The sequence below is a fragment of the Reichenbachiella ulvae genome, assembly GCF_025833875.1.
GTDB lineage: Bacteria > Bacteroidota > Bacteroidia > Cytophagales > Cyclobacteriaceae > Reichenbachiella > Reichenbachiella ulvae.
In genome coordinates this window covers 5239202-5257509 of sequence record NZ_JAOYOD010000001.1, presented here as the reverse complement: position 1 = coordinate 5257509, position 18308 = coordinate 5239202, and the positions used below count along the sequence as shown (strand labels likewise).

General features: G+C 41.3%; 10 protein-coding genes. 3 read left to right on the top strand and 7 right to left on the bottom strand.

The window, feature by feature from the left end:
* Window positions 1-100: 100 nt before the first annotated feature.
* The 3 genes from N7U62_RS21665 to N7U62_RS21655 all read right to left on the bottom strand — a co-directional run bounded on the left by N7U62_RS21665 (window position 101) and on the right by N7U62_RS21655 (window position 4749).
* Window positions 101-1075, bottom strand: coding sequence for a glycoside hydrolase family 43 protein (locus N7U62_RS21665; RefSeq protein WP_264140211.1), 975 nt, complete (start codon window positions 1073-1075; stop codon window positions 101-103).
* Between the two features lie 121 nt (window positions 1076-1196).
* Window positions 1197-2990, bottom strand: a complete 1794-nt coding sequence (locus tag N7U62_RS21660; protein WP_264140210.1) for a DUF5060 domain-containing protein — start codon at window positions 2988-2990, stop codon at window positions 1197-1199.
* Between the two features lie 133 nt (window positions 2991-3123).
* Window positions 3124-4749: a sulfatase gene (locus tag N7U62_RS21655; RefSeq protein ID WP_264140209.1), complete on the bottom strand. Its 1626-nt coding sequence runs from the start codon at window positions 4747-4749 to the stop codon at window positions 3124-3126.
* A gap of 217 nt (window positions 4750-4966) precedes the next feature.
* On the opposite strand from N7U62_RS21655, the gene N7U62_RS21650 reads away from it, so the two are divergent.
* The 3 genes from N7U62_RS21650 to N7U62_RS21640 are packed head-to-tail and all read left to right on the top strand — an operon-like array spanning window position 4967 to window position 9409.
* Window positions 4967-6247, top strand: a complete 1281-nt coding sequence (locus N7U62_RS21650; RefSeq protein WP_264140208.1) for an alpha-amylase family protein — start codon at window positions 4967-4969, stop codon at window positions 6245-6247.
* 13 nt (window positions 6248-6260) lie between these two features.
* Entirely contained in the window at window positions 6261-8033 is a 1773-nt protein-coding gene (locus N7U62_RS21645; RefSeq protein WP_264140207.1) for an SLC5 family protein, read from the top strand.
* Between the two features lie 56 nt (window positions 8034-8089).
* Entirely contained in the window at window positions 8090-9409 is a 1320-nt protein-coding gene (locus N7U62_RS21640; protein WP_264140206.1) for a glycoside hydrolase family 27 protein, read from the top strand.
* 74 nt (window positions 9410-9483) lie between these two features.
* On the opposite strand, the gene N7U62_RS21635 is transcribed toward N7U62_RS21640, so the two are convergent.
* From N7U62_RS21635 to N7U62_RS21620, 4 genes are all read right to left on the bottom strand, one after another.
* Window positions 9484-13716, bottom strand: a complete 4233-nt coding sequence (locus N7U62_RS21635; protein WP_264140205.1) for a hybrid sensor histidine kinase/response regulator transcription factor — start codon at window positions 13714-13716, stop codon at window positions 9484-9486.
* A gap of 66 nt (window positions 13717-13782) precedes the next feature.
* On the bottom strand, window positions 13783-15237 hold the full coding sequence (locus tag N7U62_RS21630) for a glycoside hydrolase family 27 protein (RefSeq protein WP_264140204.1): 1455 nt from the start codon (window positions 15235-15237) through the stop codon (window positions 13783-13785).
* 33 nt (window positions 15238-15270) lie between these two features.
* The gene (locus N7U62_RS21625) at window positions 15271-16749 is read right to left on the bottom strand and encodes an arylsulfatase (protein ID WP_264140203.1); all 1479 of its coding nucleotides are present in this window, start codon (window positions 16747-16749) and stop codon (window positions 15271-15273) included.
* 169 nt (window positions 16750-16918) lie between these two features.
* Window positions 16919-18283 carry a glycoside hydrolase family 27 protein gene (locus N7U62_RS21620; RefSeq protein WP_264140202.1) on the bottom strand — a complete coding sequence of 455 codons (1365 nt, stop codon included), beginning with the start codon at window positions 18281-18283 and terminating at the stop codon, window positions 16919-16921.
* Window positions 18284-18308 lie beyond the last annotated feature (25 nt).

The following is an 18308-nucleotide window of genomic DNA, read 5'->3' as shown; positions in this document are numbered from 1 at the left end:
GTTAATATTCTTACAAATACAAAAATACTTCATGGAAGGGTATCAAAAAATAGAGGCCATCCATTGGACGGCCTCTTCTCTCTAAAACTAAGACTAAAGACTACTTAATCTTATCCTTCAGTGCGATATGATCGCCCTTATCTTTGATCTCAAAAAGCTGGGCTCTTTCCAATTTCCCTGAATTGGGTTGGTGAAAAGAAAGCATCAACTGACCTTCGAATGTTTTGAAAATCATACCATGACCACCATGCGCTTTGAACAATGGTTTTTCAATTTGTCTCCATGGACCATGAATTTTCCCACTGTCACTTACGGCTTGAATCAATGCGTACCCCTCTGGCCCAAAGGATGACCAAATCATGATCAATTTTCCATTCTTGGTTTCATAAATGAAATTTCCATCTGTGACATAACCATGATGTTTGTATCCTGTATCTGCCAGACTTCTCACCCATGGAATGCTAGTAGCAGAAAACAAAACTTGAGAATCACTAACTGCCTTAGCCAGATCATCACTCAACTCGATCACATCGATGGTTCCATCCTCTATCTGCGCCCATTCATGACAAAAAACCATGTATGGGGTTTCTTCTTCTACCCAAAGAGAACCATCCAGACACATCCATTCGGGAGGTGTCTGCGAATCCTTCGAAATCAATTCGAACGGCCCCTCAGGGTGCGAAGCTCGGAGGATTTGTGTACCTCTTTTCCACTGCGGTGCGGTCGATTGCCCTGGAGTATCCAGCGTATCATAAGAGGTAAATGTAACGAAGAGATAATAGCTACCCTTATATTCGTGAACCTCTGGCGCCCAGACCATTTGTCGTCCCCAAAAGCCCTCAGGAGCTTGAAAAACCGATTTTGGACCTACCCAGGTTTTTAAGTCCTTGCTGCGATACACTTCTACTCCTACCTCATCTTCTATTGCATCTAACCTGTTCTGTTTTTGAGCATAGAGATAATAAGTCTGAGTAGGTTCGTAGGCCACAATGTATGGATCTCGAACCCTGATTTCATCTAAAGTCAATTCCTGACTCCAGGAATTAAAGCCCCAAATCAGTAAGCATAAATTCAATGTTATCCTAGTCATATATTGGTAAAGGGGTCTGATCTCAAGAGTGATTTATTTTAACGTTACCAATGAAAAAAACAAATTGATTAGTCCATGACCAACTACTCCGAAGGATCAGACTTCCCTATTTTTTTGTTAATAAAAGAGTCCAATCCTGATCATCATCCTTCTTTGGTCCTGTCAACTCCACCGAACTCCCTCCTTTTACTTTGATTGTTTTCTTCAAGTAGTCCCCTGATCTTGGATTAAACCAACGGCCTTCAAGTTCTCCTTGAGCGGCTGATAGATCGAGTTTTGACTTTTCACCTGTTTTGAAATAGACCACATAAATCTCTCCTGGCTTAGCGAAAACATAGTTGCCATTATCTATCAGTTGATCAGCAGGCTGCATTTCCCAAAAGGGAAGAGAATTAAAGAAGTCAAGAGCTATGACGCATTGGTCCCAAAAAGCATCTCTCGATCGGTAATCTTCGCATGTCAAATCCGAATGATCATGCTTGTATCCAAAATACCACTCCAAACCCCAGGCACCTGCCATCATTCCTCCCCATAAGGCATTCTTTCTGGCGACATCATGTGAAGGGTCATCCTTATCTGGCATTAAAGAGTGCTGAGCATCTCCAGGTTCATCAACAGCTATGGCCCATGGCTTTCCTGCCTCTACTGATTTGTTTCTCCATTCGATCACCCAGGGATGCACCAAATGAAAATCTTCGTGATGGGTCTGAATAGATAACCCTGTGTACATAGAATTTGACCCTAATATATCTTCGAACATGTTGCCATTATGAATCACAATGTGGTGCTGATATGGATCGTGATCATGAAAGTATCCAGCCATCGATAGTCGTTCATATTTGAATTGAGGAGGCGTTTTATGATTTTTCACCCAATCACCGTTTTCCTCGCACATATTCCAATTCAGCGCCAGATGATGACTATACCTGGCAATCAATTCTCTATAATATAGCTTGGTATAAGCACCTACACCCCCATGATCCAAAAGCCCCTGATTCTCCATTTCCATAGTTTTGAAATGAAGGAATAGACCCAACCGATCCGCATGTTCAAACAATATTTCCCACTGATCCAACTTAGAAACATCAAAGCGATCGTAAGTATCATAATCCACATAAGGAAATACATTTTGATCATCTCCTACTATATTCATTGTCAGAAAAGAAACAGAATTCAATTTCTTTTCCGCTAGATAGTTCATCGCTCCAATGATCGCTTTTCCTTTTCCACCTTGCCACGTTGGATCACCCTCTTTCCAGTCAACCAAATGTGCTTCCCATTTTTTTACTAGATGATCTTTGTGACCATCATTATGAAAGGTTCCATCAAAATCCACGTAGGACAAGAAATTTTCTGGCGCATCTGGCCCCTGTTTCAGGAAGTAATCCTTTGTCTCCTGAAATTGCAAATATTGTCCTCCAACATAGTCAAGTCGACCTTTGGCTCTAAAGTCACGTCCTGTTTTGTCTGATGCTTCAATCATGAATTGTCCTTTAGCACCATCCATGAATTCACCTGAGACTCCAGGAGTGTCCCGATCACTAACTGCCACCCACTTTCCTTTTCTGAATTGAACCTCATATGCCCATACTCCAACCTCATCCGGAGCAAAATGAACGCGCCAAACCTGACCGCTGGTAGCAGAAGAATTGGCTGCATCACCATCAGCTGCAAAGTACCCAGGTACCATATAACTCTTGCCACTTTCAGAATGAGTGAAATTTACATTGAGTCGATAATTGAAGAAAGGGTTAAATTCGTCTGACTCTGAAACCTCTGGTCCCACAAAGTCCAGCGTCACTTTATGCCATTTTTTCAATTCACCCGAAATCGTCGCTTGCTCTTGAGCCTTGAGCCCTAAAAAAGAAAAAAGCAAACCAAAAAATATTATCCTTTTCATAAGTAGTAATTGTCTTTCTAAAAGCTAAGGAAGCCAGCTAACAATTTGAAACCAAATCCCGACAAGGCTAAAAGAGGTAAAAACACCATTGGGCAAAAAAACTGAACGTACAGAGCAAAAGCTTCTGTGTCAATTACGATTCTGCCTCTACCTGAAGAATGATTTCCTTGTCCAAAATCTGCAAAAGAGAATCTCTCACCTTCGAATAATCAGTCTGATCCGCCACATTATGTTGCTCCATTGGGTCTACTTCAAAATCATACAATTCCACTCCATGCAAAGTATTCTTTCCCCATTTGGTCAACCTGTACCTTTTTGTTCTGATCGTATAACCACGGACATGTTTCTTAGCTATTCCGTACTGATCGAATGTATTAAATGCATGTGTCTTAACAGATACTTCCGGCTGCTCAAATACCGGAAGCAAACTTTCCCCTTCCAGGTAATCAGGCACAGGAAGTCCCCACATTTCCTTCAACGTTGGCAGTAGATCTAGCAGCTCCACTATTCCCTCATGCTTTGCACTAGCGACACCCGGAACCTTGATCATCATAGGTACGCGCAAGACCTCATCGAAAACGGAGTACTTGCTCCAAAGTCCATGCTCACCCAGATGAAAGCCATGATCAGTCATAAATACTACTATCGTATTCTCAGCCAATCCAGTCTCTTCGAGTATATCCAACAAATAGCCTAGTTGTGCATCTATGAAGGTAGATGAAGCCAAATAAGAAGCCACTGCCTTTTGCTGTCTTTCTGGCGTTTCTCTCAATTGCGGAAATTCTTCATCAAACCATCCGGTAAACAAATCAGCCCCAGCACCAAATCGCTTGGATGCAGGCAACATTCCACTATCTAATTCTGGCTGTTTGGATGTCAAACGCGTCTCAGACACCTCATACATATCCATGTATTTTTTAGGCGCTCTGATAGGCGTATGTGGCTTTGAGAAGCCCACCGACAAAAAGAATTGCTGTCCGTCAGCGGCTTTTTGCCTCAATAACTCCCCTGCTAACCTGGCCTTCTTATAATCTTCGTCGCACTCTTCTGGCACTCCAGAATCTCCCAGTAGCTGAAATTGCATACCTATATAAGGAATCCCCACATCGAACCACCAATTCTCAGCAGTCATAGGGATTTCCTTGTTTTTTTGCTCGTAGATTTTCTGTCTCTTGATCAATTCATTTTCCAAAACAGAATCTGGAGAATAAATGAATCTTCTCTTAGAACAACTTTCGTCTTCAGCAATCACCTCTCCCTTAAAGTCCTTCGGAAACTTGCAATAAGCGAGTAGATCAAAATCATCATATCGAATATGCTTTTCCCTCCCGTGATAGAGTTTGCCAATATTGGCCAAAAAAGCACCCTTGTCCTTGAGTTCAGAAGCAATCCCCAAAATCTGATTTGGGGAAGACTCGTTCATCAAGTCCTGATTAGTGAAAACATTGATATTTTCCGGTCTAAGACCAGTCAAAAATGAAGCACGAGAGGCATTACACATGGGTGCCTGGCAAATCGCATTGTTAAATAATATACTCTGGTCCGCCAAGCGATCAAGATTGGGAGTGATGGCATCTTCATTGCCATAGGCACCCACAGCGCGAATGGACAAATCTTCATCATTGATGAATAATATATTCATCTTCTTGGTCCTTTCCTGAATCTGGCCTTTTTCAACCTCAGCCCTCTGTAAACCTTGCTTGCATGAAACTATCAGTATCAAGAGTAGCAAGTCAGCATAGTATTTAAATACTCTCATATCTTCTTTAAATCAATAATTACTCGAATAAAGAAGAAAGTGAAAGCCTCCACTAGCGCATAAGTGCTAAAGAGGCGCTCATTCTTCCAAAACACCTTCAAATCCCTAGATTTTAATCAAATGTACAAATGAGCGCTTTTCTAATATGGACGGACATCCCACTTGATCCCAGTCACTTTACCTTGGTGATTGGATTTAATATAATAATGAAGCTAAAATGAAAAGACTATATATAGCCAGTCTGGTACTTGCAACTGCCAGCTATGGATTGTTCTCCTGCGAGAGCAAGCGTGAAGTCAAGGAAGAAAAAGTTGTTCAAACAGAAGCCAAGCAAAAAACTACAGTAGAAAGAATATCTGCCAGAAGCTACCCTTCTATCTTTCAGGCATGGTATGGAATAGACATGCCAGAGCAGTACCCTACCGAAACTTTGGAGCAGAGATTGGATGCAGCTGCCAAACATGACCTCCTTTGGGAAGAACCCTTGAGTCAACTGGGAGAAGGTGTTGATTTAGTCTTGGGGCTGGAATGGGCTGGAACACACGATGGTCTTTCTGACACCTTTGATCCTGAAAGCCTGGCAAAGGCAAAAGCCAATAAAGCTCGATTGCTGGAAAAGAACCCTAATATGGTACTGCTTTTTGAGGTCAGATGGAGGGATGCACCTAGCAGTTTCTTACCCAAAGACAGTCCATGGTGGCTCAGGAACAAAAATGGAGAAATTGAAAAAGGCTGGCTAGGAGGCTGGGAGCCATTTTACTTGCTCAACTATGACAATCCCGAATTTCAAGACAATGTCGCCAGACAATGCAAACTAGCTCTGGAATCAGGAGTCTATGATGGCGTCATGTTTGACTGGAGCGGGCACCTTGACATCATCAAAAAAACACGAGCTGCTATTGGTCAGGAAGGGCTGATCATAGTCAACATCCACGATGATATCGAAGATGGGGAAAAATATGCGCCCTACATTAATGGCTCTTTTATGGAGCTGAACCCTATTGATGACAAATCCCTAGAGGTGAAAGGCATTTTGGGAGGTGACACGAACCGTAACGGAAGAAAATGGAAAAAAATGAGAGAGGCACTCACCTTCTTCGAAAGCCATTTTCAAGCACCAGTGATCAACTGCCTGGAAACATGGGGCAACAGAGACGACCTGTCTCGAATGCGAGCAGTCACAACGCTGGGCCTCACCCATTCCGATGGATATACCCTATATGCAGATCCTAATCCATTGAAAACACCCGACCACTATCATGATTGGTATCCCTTTTGGGACGTAGAATTGGGTAATCCGCTTACGAAAGTTACCACCAGAGAGGATGGTGCATTCCAGCGTGAATACACAAAGGGCACCGTCATCTACAACGAATGGCAAAATGGCCCAGTCACCATCCAATTCGAACAAAAAAGAAAAAGAGCATCTGACGGTTCTGTGGACCAAACCTTTGAACTAGATGATCGCGATGGTGACATCTTTCTTTCACTCAACTAAGAATAAATAGACTATGGAAATCACATCATTCGAACTACACTTTGCAGACTATGTGGCCTTTTTTGGTTATTTCATATTGTTGAGCCTTATTGGCTATATCAGTGGCAAGAAGAAAAGTACTGATGCCGCAGACTACTTCCTTGCTGGAAAAACCTTACCATGGTATGTCGTAGGTAGCTCTTACATTGCTGCCAATATCAGTACTGAACATTTTATTGGTCTGATAGGTGCGGCTGTAATCTATGGTATCTCAGTTGCCACGGGCGAATGGAGCACCGTGATAGCCTTCACTTTTTTGATCTGGATATTCATACCATTTCTACTGTCCTCGAATGTTTACACAGCTCCTGAGTTCCTCGAAAAGCGCTTTAGCAAGAAATTGAGACACTTTTTCGCCATCTTATCAATCATTGCCAATGTAGTGGCCTTCATGGGGCCTGTGATCTATGGAGGATCTCTGATTCTCAACAATTTCTTTGGGATGGACAAAGTATTGAGCTGTTTCATCATTGGTATCACTGCAGGTATCTGGGCCATCATCGGAGGTCTAAAATCGGTGGCTTTTATGGACGTGCTCACCATTATCATCATGGTTGGTGGTGGACTGGCGGTTACTTTTCTGGGACTGTCAGCTTTGGGTGATGGAGAAGGGATGATTGCCGGATTCCAAAACATGATAGACATCAATGCAGGCAAAGTAGCTTGGGTCCAAGACTGGATCGACCAAAATGTGGTCAACATCCTCAAAGGCTCTGAGCCAGGTGACAACTACGAACGATTATCTGTATTACAACCTCTCAACCACTATACAAATCCCTGGACGCATTGGGTCTTCAGCTTCTTTTACATTGGTCTATGGTACACCGTGATCAATCAGCACATGATCCAGAAGGTATTTGCCGCTAAGGACATGTATCATGCCCGTATGGGGATGGTCTTTGCTTCTTTCCTAAAGTTGCTACTCCCCTTCATCGTGGTGATCCCTGGCATGATCTACTTTGCGATGAAGCCTGAATTCCTTCTGAGTGGGGACTGGGGTTTGATGAGTGATGAAGCCAACAACACCTATATTGTGATGATTGGCCAATTGGTACCGACATTCCTTAGGGGAGTTTTGTTAGCAGCCTTGTTCGGAGCTATCCAAAGTACTGTTAGCTCTGTGCTGAACAGTACCTCTACCATGTATGTCATGGATATTCATAAAGAAATGATCAACCCTCAGCTGGACGATCAAGGACAGGTCAGATTAGGAAAAGTAATGGGAATCGTCATCTTATTTGCCTCCATTGGGATTGCAATTGTTTTGGCTGTTGCTACTAAGGTCAATCTTTTTGTTTTCATTCAAGCCTTATACAATTTCATCGCGCCACCTTTCTCCGCAATCTTCTTACTGGGAATGCTCTGGAGAAAAGTAAGTGGAAAAGATGCCATGAATACGGTATTGATCTCTTTTGCATTCTCTGCAGTGCTGAAGATTTTAGAATTCACTGTATTTGCTGGAGAGGAACTGAGTGCAAATGCTACATTTTGGAAAGGCATCCTGGTACCATTCGCCAATCAAGCCTTGCTGTCATGGATCGTATCGATGGCAGTATGTAGTATCTCTGCGGTGTTAACAGCAGCTCCTGCACCCGAGCAAGTATCAGATGATCTGACTTTCAACTTCAAAACCAAAAATTTCGGTGGTGGACTGGGCAACAAATGGTACACTGGCGTACCACTATGGTCAGGTCTCAGCATCTTTCTGATGCTGTTTATGGTTTTGCTATTCTCCGTCATTCTCTAATAGTAAATAATAAATAGTGCTAAAAAGGCACTCATTAAAAAATATCGACAACAATTATGAGTAATACAACACTTCACAATATCGCCCCAACCCCTCCTATGGGATGGAATAGCTGGGATTGTTTTTCGGTGACTGTCACCGAAAAAGAAGTAAAACAAAATGCAGACTTCATTGCCAAGAACTTAAAGCCCTATGGCTGGGAATATGTGATCGTAGATCTGGCCTGGTTTGCTCCAGGGGCCACCCACGAGACTTACAAAAACGTGAACATTGATCAACTGATCGACGGATATGGTCGATTGATTCCTGACCCTGAGAAATTCCCTTCCTCCGCTGGTGGAAAAGGATTCAAGCCTTTGGCAGATTACATCCATGGCCTGGGATTGAAATTTGGCATCCATATCATGCGCGGGATTCCTGTGCAAGCTGTGCAGCAAAACACGCCCATCAAAGGAACTGAATTCAAAGCTCAAGACATCTCCTATGACAAAGAGAAATGTCCATGGTACAATAGCTTACGAACGCTAAATTTTGCTCACGAAGGTGCTCAAAAATACTATGACTCCATTTTCGAGCTATATGCCTCATGGGATGTAGACTACATCAAAGCAGATGACGTCAATGCCTGGCACGAGGTAGAAAATAGTGATGGATCACCCACAGGAGTAGGCAGTCCCTACCGCATAGACGATATCGAAGGGATCAGAAAAGCCATAGATGGCTGTGGACATCCCATGGTACTAAGCATCTCTCCAGGAGGGCCAGAGACAACCATCATCAATCACCTCCGCAACCATGCCAACCTCTGGAGAATCTCAGCTGACTTTTGGGATCACTGGGGATCATTGCTCAAGCAAATGGAAAGATGTGCCAATTGGGCTCCTTTCGTGACCGAAAACCACTGGCCAGATGCAGATATGCTACCTCTAGGCTATATGCCTCGCGGTGAATCTGGTGGCCAAAACCGAAGCACCAACTTTACTCAAGAGGAGCAAATCACTCTAATGACACTTTGGTGTATATTCCGATCTCCACTGATGTTTGGTGGCAACTTACCAGAATGTGATGATTTCACTATCGAATTGATCTCCAATGGAGAAGTACTAGAAGTCAATCAAAAAAGTAAGGGGGGAAAACAGGTATGGAAAGATGAGAAGAAAATCGTCTGGACAGCAACACTGGATGGAGACACCGTACTAGCCGTATTCAACATCAGTGATTCCGACCAAAGCTTTCATGTTAATATAGCTGAGCTAGGAATCGATTCGTTCAATGCTATTCGAGACCTTTGGAAGAAAGAAGATCTGATAACCAACAGGAACTCATTACAATTGGACATTCCTGCTCATGGAGCCATGATGCTTAGAATAAGATAAATGTACTTTATTTTAGTAATGATTAAGGGCACTAATGTAACAGTGCCCTTTCTTCAATTGCAATGAAAAAAGAACTAATTAACAGTTTCTCCTTCCTTCTCCACCGAATTTTTATATTGGGCTGGTGTCACCCCAAACTCTTTCTTAAAAGTTTTGGTGAAATAGGATTGACTTTGAATCCCAACCTTTACCATTACTTCGGATACTGATATTTGTTCTTTAAGTAGGATTTCAGCAGACTTTTTCATCCTCATTCTTCTGATAAATTCCCCTACAGACAAACCAGTCAAACTCTTGATTTTGTTATAGAGTTTGGTTCGGCTATTACCCATTTCGAGACATAAGTGATCAATATCAAAGGCTGGATCATTCATCTTGACGTTAACAATCTCAATCAATTGATCCATAAACTCCTGATCCTTCTTGTTACTGACCATCTCTCGCTCCTCAATGAACGTATCGTTTCGATATCGATCTTTTAGTTTGTTACGATTATCTAAGATGTTTTCTACTGTTTTCTGGAGCAGGGTTAAATTGAACGGTTTCGTTAAATAAGCATCTGCACCCGTTTCCACCCCTTTTATCTTGCTCTCATCAGCAGACTTTGCCGTTAACAAGACGACTGGAATGTGAGAATAATTAATATCTGACTTGAGTGTTTGGCAAAAGGTCAAACCATCCATGACCGGCATCATGATATCGCTAATGATAATATCAGGTGCTGTTTCGTGTACTTTACCTAAGGCCTCTTCCCCATTAGAAGCACTCATTATATGATATGTTTCATTGAAACAATCCTTGAGAAAGGACAGCAACTCTTGATTGTCTTCTACTAGGAGCACTCTAGTTTTGCTTTCATCAATCCCATTTTCATCCTCATATTGGTCCTCTTCCTGAAAATCGATGGATTCTTCTCGAGTTATGACATGATCTAATTTTTTAACTAGACTACTATCGATGATCTCTTCGGTGCTATATGGTTCTTTACCTAATGGTAGGCAAACTACAAATTCACTCCCTACTCTTCGTTCACTCCTCACAATCACATCTCCTTTATGAAGTAAAACCAAGCTTCTAACCAATGCTAGACCAACACCTGACCCCAAATGCTGACTATTATCATCAGAAATCCTAAAATATCGATCAAAAATATTCTTGATGGAGGCATTAGTAATTCCAATACCAGTATCACTGACTTTAATATAAAGATACTCGTTAAATCTCTCTTCCGACTGGACTGCAAAATGATTCTGTAGCGTACTTTGGATCATTAGAGGATCAGTACCTGCCTCGATTGATATGCTTCCATTTTCCGTATATCTAAAAGCATTGGAGATCAGGTTAAGTACAATTTTTTCTATCACTCCCTGGTCGAACCAAAAATCATCAACCTCCGCCAATCGAATTCTTGTTTGATAGTTAATATTTTTCTTATCAGCTAGGTTATCAAAACCAGAGGTAATATTGTTCAATACTGCATGGATGTCATCATTAGCCACTTTGATCTCTTGAGCACCGGTTTCCGCTTTCCTGAAATCCATCAGCTCATTAATTAGGCTCAAAAGTCGATTGGCATTATTGAATATCGTTTTATGCAACTTATCCATAGTCTCATTTTGCACGGACTTGGACATTAGCATTTCAATTGGATTCAGAATCAACGTCAAGGGAGTTCGAAATTCATGAGAAATATTAGTAAAGAATTTCATTCTCATTTTATGAATCTCTTCCATCTTTTGTTCTTCAAGTATAGTAAACTCCAAATCCCGTTTTAGTTTTAGCCATCTCCTCTGGGAGTAAAACACAAATACCAATGCACCTGTAATAATTATAAAATAGATGACTTTAGCCCAAAACGTCTTCCAAATGGGAGGAGTAACTTCAATTAAAACCGATGAAACCTTCTCGCCCCAGACTCCATCTCCATTTGATCCTACTACCGCAAATTCATAACTTCCATGATCCAAGTTTTGATAAGCTGCAGTATTTTCACCTGCATTTTGTGTAATGTTCCAATCCCTATCGACACCCTTTAGCATGTACTTATACCTTGACTTTTGAGGGTTAGAATATTGCATGGAAGAAAATGAAATACTCACATTGTTCTGATCATAATTCAATATCAGCTTATCTGTTAAATAGATATTTTTAGATAATAATGTATTTTCATTCAAAGAATCATTAGGAGCAATCTTCTGTCCATTGATATAGAGATCTGTAAAAACTACTTCTGGTGCAAAACTGCTTTTAGTGATACTATCTGGATTGAAATAACTTACACCATTGATTCCTCCAAAATATAACGTACCATCTGGTGCAGCATAAGATGATCCTATTTTGAAGCTATTGCCTTGCAGTCCATCATTGTAATCATAATTAGTAAAGGTCTCTGTCTCTGGATTGAACTTGGAAAGCCCTTTAGTACCTAACCAAAGATTCCCATTTTTATCTAACTCCAGAGACTCAATATCACTAGAAGGGGCTCCTTCATCCGGCCCAAAATGTTTAGCTCTATACCTACCGTCACCTTTGATGATCAGCTTATTGAGCCCACCACCTAGGGTTCCAACCCATAATGTAGAATCATTGGTCTTAACTATTGGCCAAACAAAATTAGAGCTCAAAGACGTCCTATCCCCTTCATACCCCTTGTATTGAAAGACACTCTTCACTTGGCCATCATCATTTAACAAAATGTGATTCATACCTTGATTCGTCCCAATAAAAACTTGAGGGTAGTTAGGGTCTGCATAGATATAGGTAATTTTATCTGAACAAATGCTGCTATTAGAGGTATTGAAAACCTCAACCTTTAATGCCTTTTCATTGATATAGTTAATTCTATTCAATCCTTTTCCATTCCAACTTCCAGCCCATACCTGTCCAAAATAATCAACCCCTAAGCAGTAAAAAGATGACCCTTGTATGTCGGAATTACTATAGTTGATAGGAATAAAATCATCAACATAGGGTCGTTTCACATAAAGTCCCTGATTAGTACCTACCCATAAGCGGCCTTCATGATCAATTTCAAGTGCTCTGATTTTGTCTTGTGAAAAGTCCTTACTCTCCTTGGAATAGAGTGTATAAGTATTGGTCTTCGGATTGTACTTATTTAGCCCCTTGGACCAGGTTCCAAGCCACATATTCCCCGCAGCATCGCTTGTAATAGCGCGTACAAAATTTTCAGCCAAAGTATTTTCTAATTGAGAAGGATCCCTATTCAATATGGAAAATTGTTTCTGATTAAGATTAATAAAATTAACTCCACCGCTGAAGGTAGTAATCCAAAGATGATCCATATCGTCTATCCAAAGTGAATTGATATGATTGGAGGTGAGTGAATTTTTATCATATTCCGAATTTTGATAATAAGACTCTTGATATTCTCCGTTAACACTCTTGACAGAAATTAAACCTTCATTGGTACCAATCCAATACTCATTTTTGTCATAGCAAATAATCTTTGTCACATCAATATACTGGCCGGTAGATGGATCCAGAGATAATTTGTGATAATTACCCAAAATCTTACCATTACCAAAAGACTGGGCCAGGTTTACCTCAATAAACCCGTTATTACAACCAAAAAGCAAAGTGCTATCATCTACTTGTGTAATGGAATGAAATGCAAAAAAACTCTTTTCAGTTCGTCTATCACTTAACTCTATTTTTACTGCTCCATTTCGCTCATTTAGACGATTCTTCTTAACCATCAAAACGCCCGAAGTATGAACAACCCACAAATCCCCGTTTACTTCAATAATCTCTCCTATATAGGATTGTCTCAAATCAATATTATACAATGGGGTGAATGTTTTTAACACATCGCCTTGAATACTCATGCGATAAAGTCCAGATTCTAACAATGCATAAATTGCCCCATCCGTCCCTTGCACAATATCCCTACACGAACTGGAAAGCAGGTCGCTGGCAGCCCTGCCATTTGATTTAAGTCTAATAAATTGATTGATTTTTGTATCAAATAATTTAACCCCACCTTCTGTGGACAACCACAGCAAATCATTCTCACCAAGATGAAGTCCTTTGATACGATTATTAAAGACGGCATTTAATTGATTTTCATCATTCCAAAACAATTGCAGGCCATTACCATCATATCGCTGCAAGCCACCGAAGGTAGCAATCCAAACAAACCCAAACCTGTCCTGAACTAAATCAGTTGCATCCGTATGAGCCAACCCATCTTCGGCGGTGATGTGTCTAAAATAATAATTGATATCCTTTGCCTCAGAATGAATCAGAGGCAATAATCCTAGTATAAATATTGTAAGTAGTCTTTTCATTTTAGTCTTTCCAAAAATACAAAATCCAACCCATAGAGAGAGTGGGTTGGATTTTTCAATTCACTGTTATTTCATTTCGGACACCCTCAACAAGGTACCTTCATGCGGACCAAGCTCGACCTTAATTCGATCCTTGACTAATTGAATGTCTTTATTCGTCCACAAATCCTTGACTTCAAACTTTCCTCGTATCATTTCCCATTCCAGATCAAAGAAAACATCCTGTACTTTATCTGAGACATTAAAAAGAGCGATAAACTTGTCGTTACTTTTCTGATCATCCGCAACCCAAACGATCTGATCCCCTTCATTTCTAGCTTGATGACCGTTTTCACTATATTGATTCACGTACATCACGTCTTCGTTTTGATAAAATGCTAATATAGAATCGGGAGTTGAGAGTAAATCTGAACCTATCATCATAGGAGATCTGGCAATGGCCCAAAGGGACATTAATGTATAATGCTCGTTTTGAGTAAACATTGACATACGCTCTGGCCCATGAGGTCTATCATCAATCGATATTTTTCCAAAAGGAATCATATCTGCATCTGGCCAGCTTCCAGGTCCTGTATGAGCTGACCAGCTATTAAGTAAATCGAAACTATGTCTAAGATGATCCCATTCATCCCAGAAGTCTGCAGAAATACGCCACATATTGGCATGATCCTTTAAGAAATTGGCTTCTCCTAAGAGAGCCTCACCTGGAGACAAACTCAACACCATTGGTCTTCCACAATTCTCAATTGCATTTTTTATCAAGGCCACTTCTCCCCCATGAAAATCAGGATAGGCAATATCATCAACCTTCACATAATCGACGCCCCATTGAGCATACAACTCAAACAAAGAATTGTAGTATTCCTGAGCACCCGGCTTAGTAGCATCAACACCATACATGTGATTGTTCCATCTACAAGTATCCCAAGGTTCAGCTATCTGATCCATAGTATACTCTGTACCCTTGATTTTTAATTTCTGATTGACGGCACCAATGTGTACCCCGCGCATAATGTGAATACCAAATTTCAACCCTTTATCATGAACATAATCAGCTACATCCTTGAATCCCTTGCCTCCATCAGCACTTGGAAAACGTTCTACTGCCGGAATCAATCGGCCAAATTCATCCATTCTCGTGTTGTCAGGATTTAAAAGAGAGCCGTCCTCTTTGAACCTAATATTAGGATGACCGATTCTTCGATAATGATTTTCAGCCGTATTCCAGTGGCCCGGATTTGGGTGCCACCAGATATAATCAATCACGGCGTATTCCCAGCCAAAAGGTTTCAATTTTTCATACATTACATCGACCGTCTCTTTGAAAGTTGACTCATCGATTCGACAATCCCAAGCATCGAAGCTATTCCATCCCAAGGGAGGTTTAGGGGCCAATTCATTGATAGAAAACCCTCGTTTTTCATCTTTTGCCTCTCCTTCGGAACCATTCGCCTGATCACATTGGCTGAATACTGCTATGGCTATCAAGAGAACCATACTTTGCATAAAAATCTTTTTCATCTGCTTATTTTCAAATAATCTTATATTCGTTAGTTAAAAAGGAGTATCTGCACTCACATCCATTTGGAACAAGGACATAAAATCAAGGGGCTGGTGGGACTCTTCCATGTATTGAGCCATTTCCTGCACCATTTCTGGATATTGAGCAGCAACATCATTTTGTTCTCCCGGATCTTTGCTCAAATCAAACAATTGAATGGCCTTTGGACTATCTGTTCTAACATCCAACTTTACTGCTTTGAAATTATCCTTCAGCACAGCCTGCTTACCTCCAAACTCATAAAACTCCCAGTACAAGTATTCGTGATTTTCTTGAGACGCATCGTCTCCTAACAGTGTAGGCATGAAGGAAATTCCATCCGTGGTAGACGCATCTATAGAGCTACCGGCCAATCCGGCAAACGTGGGTAAGAAATCCCAAAATGCGGCTTTGTGATCTGAACTGCTGTTGGGTTTAATTTTACCCGGCCATTTAGCAATCAAAGGCGTCTTGATACCCCCATCATAGAAGTCTCTTTTCATCCCTCTCAATTCGCCATTGCTGTTGAAAAACTCCATCTCGTGATGCCCTTCTTGATGAGGTCCATTGTCACTACAGAAAATCACGATTGTGTTTTCATCCAAACCCAGATCTATCAACTTTTGGTTGACTCTTCCTACTGTACTATCTACCATTTGCATCATTCTGGCAAAACCTTTTTCTGGTTCAGGCCAGCCACGATCCTCGAATTGTCCATAGCCAGGTACCTCCATCCCGTTGGTGGGGTGTTCATTGTTGGCATGAGGCATATTCAGAGCTAGATATAGGAAGAAATTATCATCTTTGTTCTCCTCAATAAATCGCAAGGCATCATTCTCGAACAGCTCATGGGTATGCTGCCCCTTGACCTCTGCTACTCCAGTACCTTCAGGTTTATCTGCAGCCCATTTACGCTTTCCTTGCTCATCTCTAGCCAGCTTGTTTTCAGGAATCATTTCCTTTTGACCATTTCGGTACAAGAACTCAGGATAGAAATTGTGCGCATGCCACATATTAATGTAGCCATAAGCATAATCAAACCCATTTCTTTTTGGGTCACTAGGGGCAGGTGGGTGTCCGATACCCCACTTTCCAATTACACCAGTTTTATATCCTTGATTTTTTAGAACTGATGCGATGGTCTCATTTTCTGTAAGTAATTGATCTGGCTGATTTCCTCTTACAGAAACATGCCCTGTGTGTAATCCAGTAAGCAGAGAAGCTCTAGATGGCGCGCAAACTGTAGAACCAGTATAGAGATTATTGAACCTCATACCTTCTGATGCCATAGCATCTATATTAGGTGTCGATAAGGTAGACTGGCCATAACAACTAAGATCTCCAAAACCCATATCATCAGCCAAAATCAAAACAATGTTTGGCTTCACTTTTTCTTTCTCTATTACTTCAGAGACGTGCTCTGGTTTCGTTTTTTGGCAGCTCGATAGTGCTATCACACCACCCACAATCATGCTTAAATATTTCCGTGTCATTTGAATTCTTTTTTCCGAATCCAAACATAGCGGAAGGAACTAGGAGTGATTTGCTCTCCATTTTTTGTTCTTTGCTCTATTGTACACATCGTACATAACATGCCTTAAATGGACATTTTGAAAAGGCTTGTGTACAATAGAGCCATGCGTGAACGAACACAACCCCTACCTACTGAAGTAAATACAGCGCTGATCCATGCTGGTTCAGTTGAACAACGAGTTGAGATGAAACAGTACCTGAATCTTGACGCTTCCATAAATCCCGAACCGAATATTCTCCAACCAACCCAAGCCCTACCAAGTCAATCTTATACTTTTGATCTTCATCCGAAATATTGAAACATGCCAAATTGATCCCCCCATCGGCAGCTTCAGACTTCCATATTACCAATTGACCATCATTGTAAACCTCCTTTGGATTATTCCCTTTTTGATTGACTTTGATTACCTCCTCATTGGTTAATAGCGCTAGCACAAAATCCGAATTCATTGGCATATCCCCTCCCATCATCAATGGTGATCTGGCAATGGACCAAAGCGACATGTGTGTGATTTGCTCATCTTTTGTAAACCTGCTATCCCTTTCTTCTTCTTTAGGACCTCTTCTAGAGATCCTTCCCAGTTGTAGCATATCTGCATCAGGCCAACTGTTTGGTCCACTCATAGAAGACCATTTGGCGGTTAGGTCAAATTGATCACGTAGCAATCTCCATTCATCCCAAAAATCTTTTGAGATTCGCCACATATCACCTTGCTTTTGTACATGATCTCTATTCATGTATTTCATATTTAGGGACAGACTAAGCACCATGGGTCTATCCCCCTGGTCTATTGCCTCTCTAAACGCTTCAGCTTCATCCTTACGGTATGGGTACCCTTCTTTGAGATCAATATCATCTACTTTGATAAAGTCCACTCCCCATTCAGAATATAGGTCGATCAGAGAATTGTGATATGCCTGAGCCCCCATTTTAGTCATATCGACACCATACATCTGATTGAGCCATGGGCAAGTTGATGTAGTGTCAGCGATCTGCCCTGCGGTCACATCAGTGCCTTTAATAGGACTATCTGCCCAGACTGCTTGCCTGGGAATTCCTCTCATGACGTGAATCCCGAACTTCAAACCTAAAGAATGTATGTAATCCGCCAGGGGTTTAAATCCCTTGCCTCCAACTGATGATGGAAACTTCCTTGAATCCGGTAGCAACCTACCATATTCATCCATAGCCAACCATGGCACAGGTGCATTGTCCTTTTTCAACCTAAATTGTGGAGGGTTGCTCTGAATACTGCCCGGTGGATGAGGATAGGACCAGCAGTAATCAACCACGATATACTCCCACCCCTTGTCTTTCATATGCTTAGCCATATACTCTGCATTGGCACGTACTTCTTTTTCTGTCACAGCTGCCCCCCAAGAGTTATAACTATTCCATCCCATGGGCGGTGTTTGAGCCACCAGTTCAGACTGAACGGCACTTTCCTCCACTTCTTTTTTCGAATCAGTGACCGATTGAGAGCATGCTGCCATTAAGCATACTATAGCCAATAGTCGG

Excerpts from the sequence above, each read along its gene's own strand:
- N7U62_RS21660 (WP_264140210.1), bottom strand. The coding sequence starts at position 2,990 with ATGAAAAGGATAATATTTTTTGGTTTGCTTTTTTCTTTTTTAGGGCTC.
- N7U62_RS21655 (WP_264140209.1), bottom strand. The coding sequence starts at position 4,749 with ATGAGAGTATTTAAATACTATGCTGACTTGCTACTCTTGATACTGATA.
- N7U62_RS21650 (WP_264140208.1), top strand. The coding sequence starts at position 4,967 with ATGAAAAGACTATATATAGCCAGTCTGGTACTTGCAACTGCCAGCTAT.
- N7U62_RS21645 (WP_264140207.1), top strand. The coding sequence starts at position 6,261 with ATGGAAATCACATCATTCGAACTACACTTTGCAGACTATGTGGCCTTT.
- N7U62_RS21640 (WP_264140206.1), top strand. The coding sequence starts at position 8,090 with ATGAGTAATACAACACTTCACAATATCGCCCCAACCCCTCCTATGGGA.
- N7U62_RS21635 (WP_264140205.1), bottom strand. The coding sequence starts at position 13,716 with ATGAAAAGACTACTTACAATATTTATACTAGGATTATTGCCTCTGATT.
- N7U62_RS21630 (WP_264140204.1), bottom strand. The coding sequence starts at position 15,237 with ATGAAAAAGATTTTTATGCAAAGTATGGTTCTCTTGATAGCCATAGCA.
- N7U62_RS21625 (WP_264140203.1), bottom strand. The coding sequence starts at position 16,749 with ATGACACGGAAATATTTAAGCATGATTGTGGGTGGTGTGATAGCACTA.
- N7U62_RS21620 (WP_264140202.1), bottom strand. The coding sequence starts at position 18,283 with ATGGCAGCATGCTCTCAATCGGTCACTGATTCGAAAAAAGAAGTGGAG.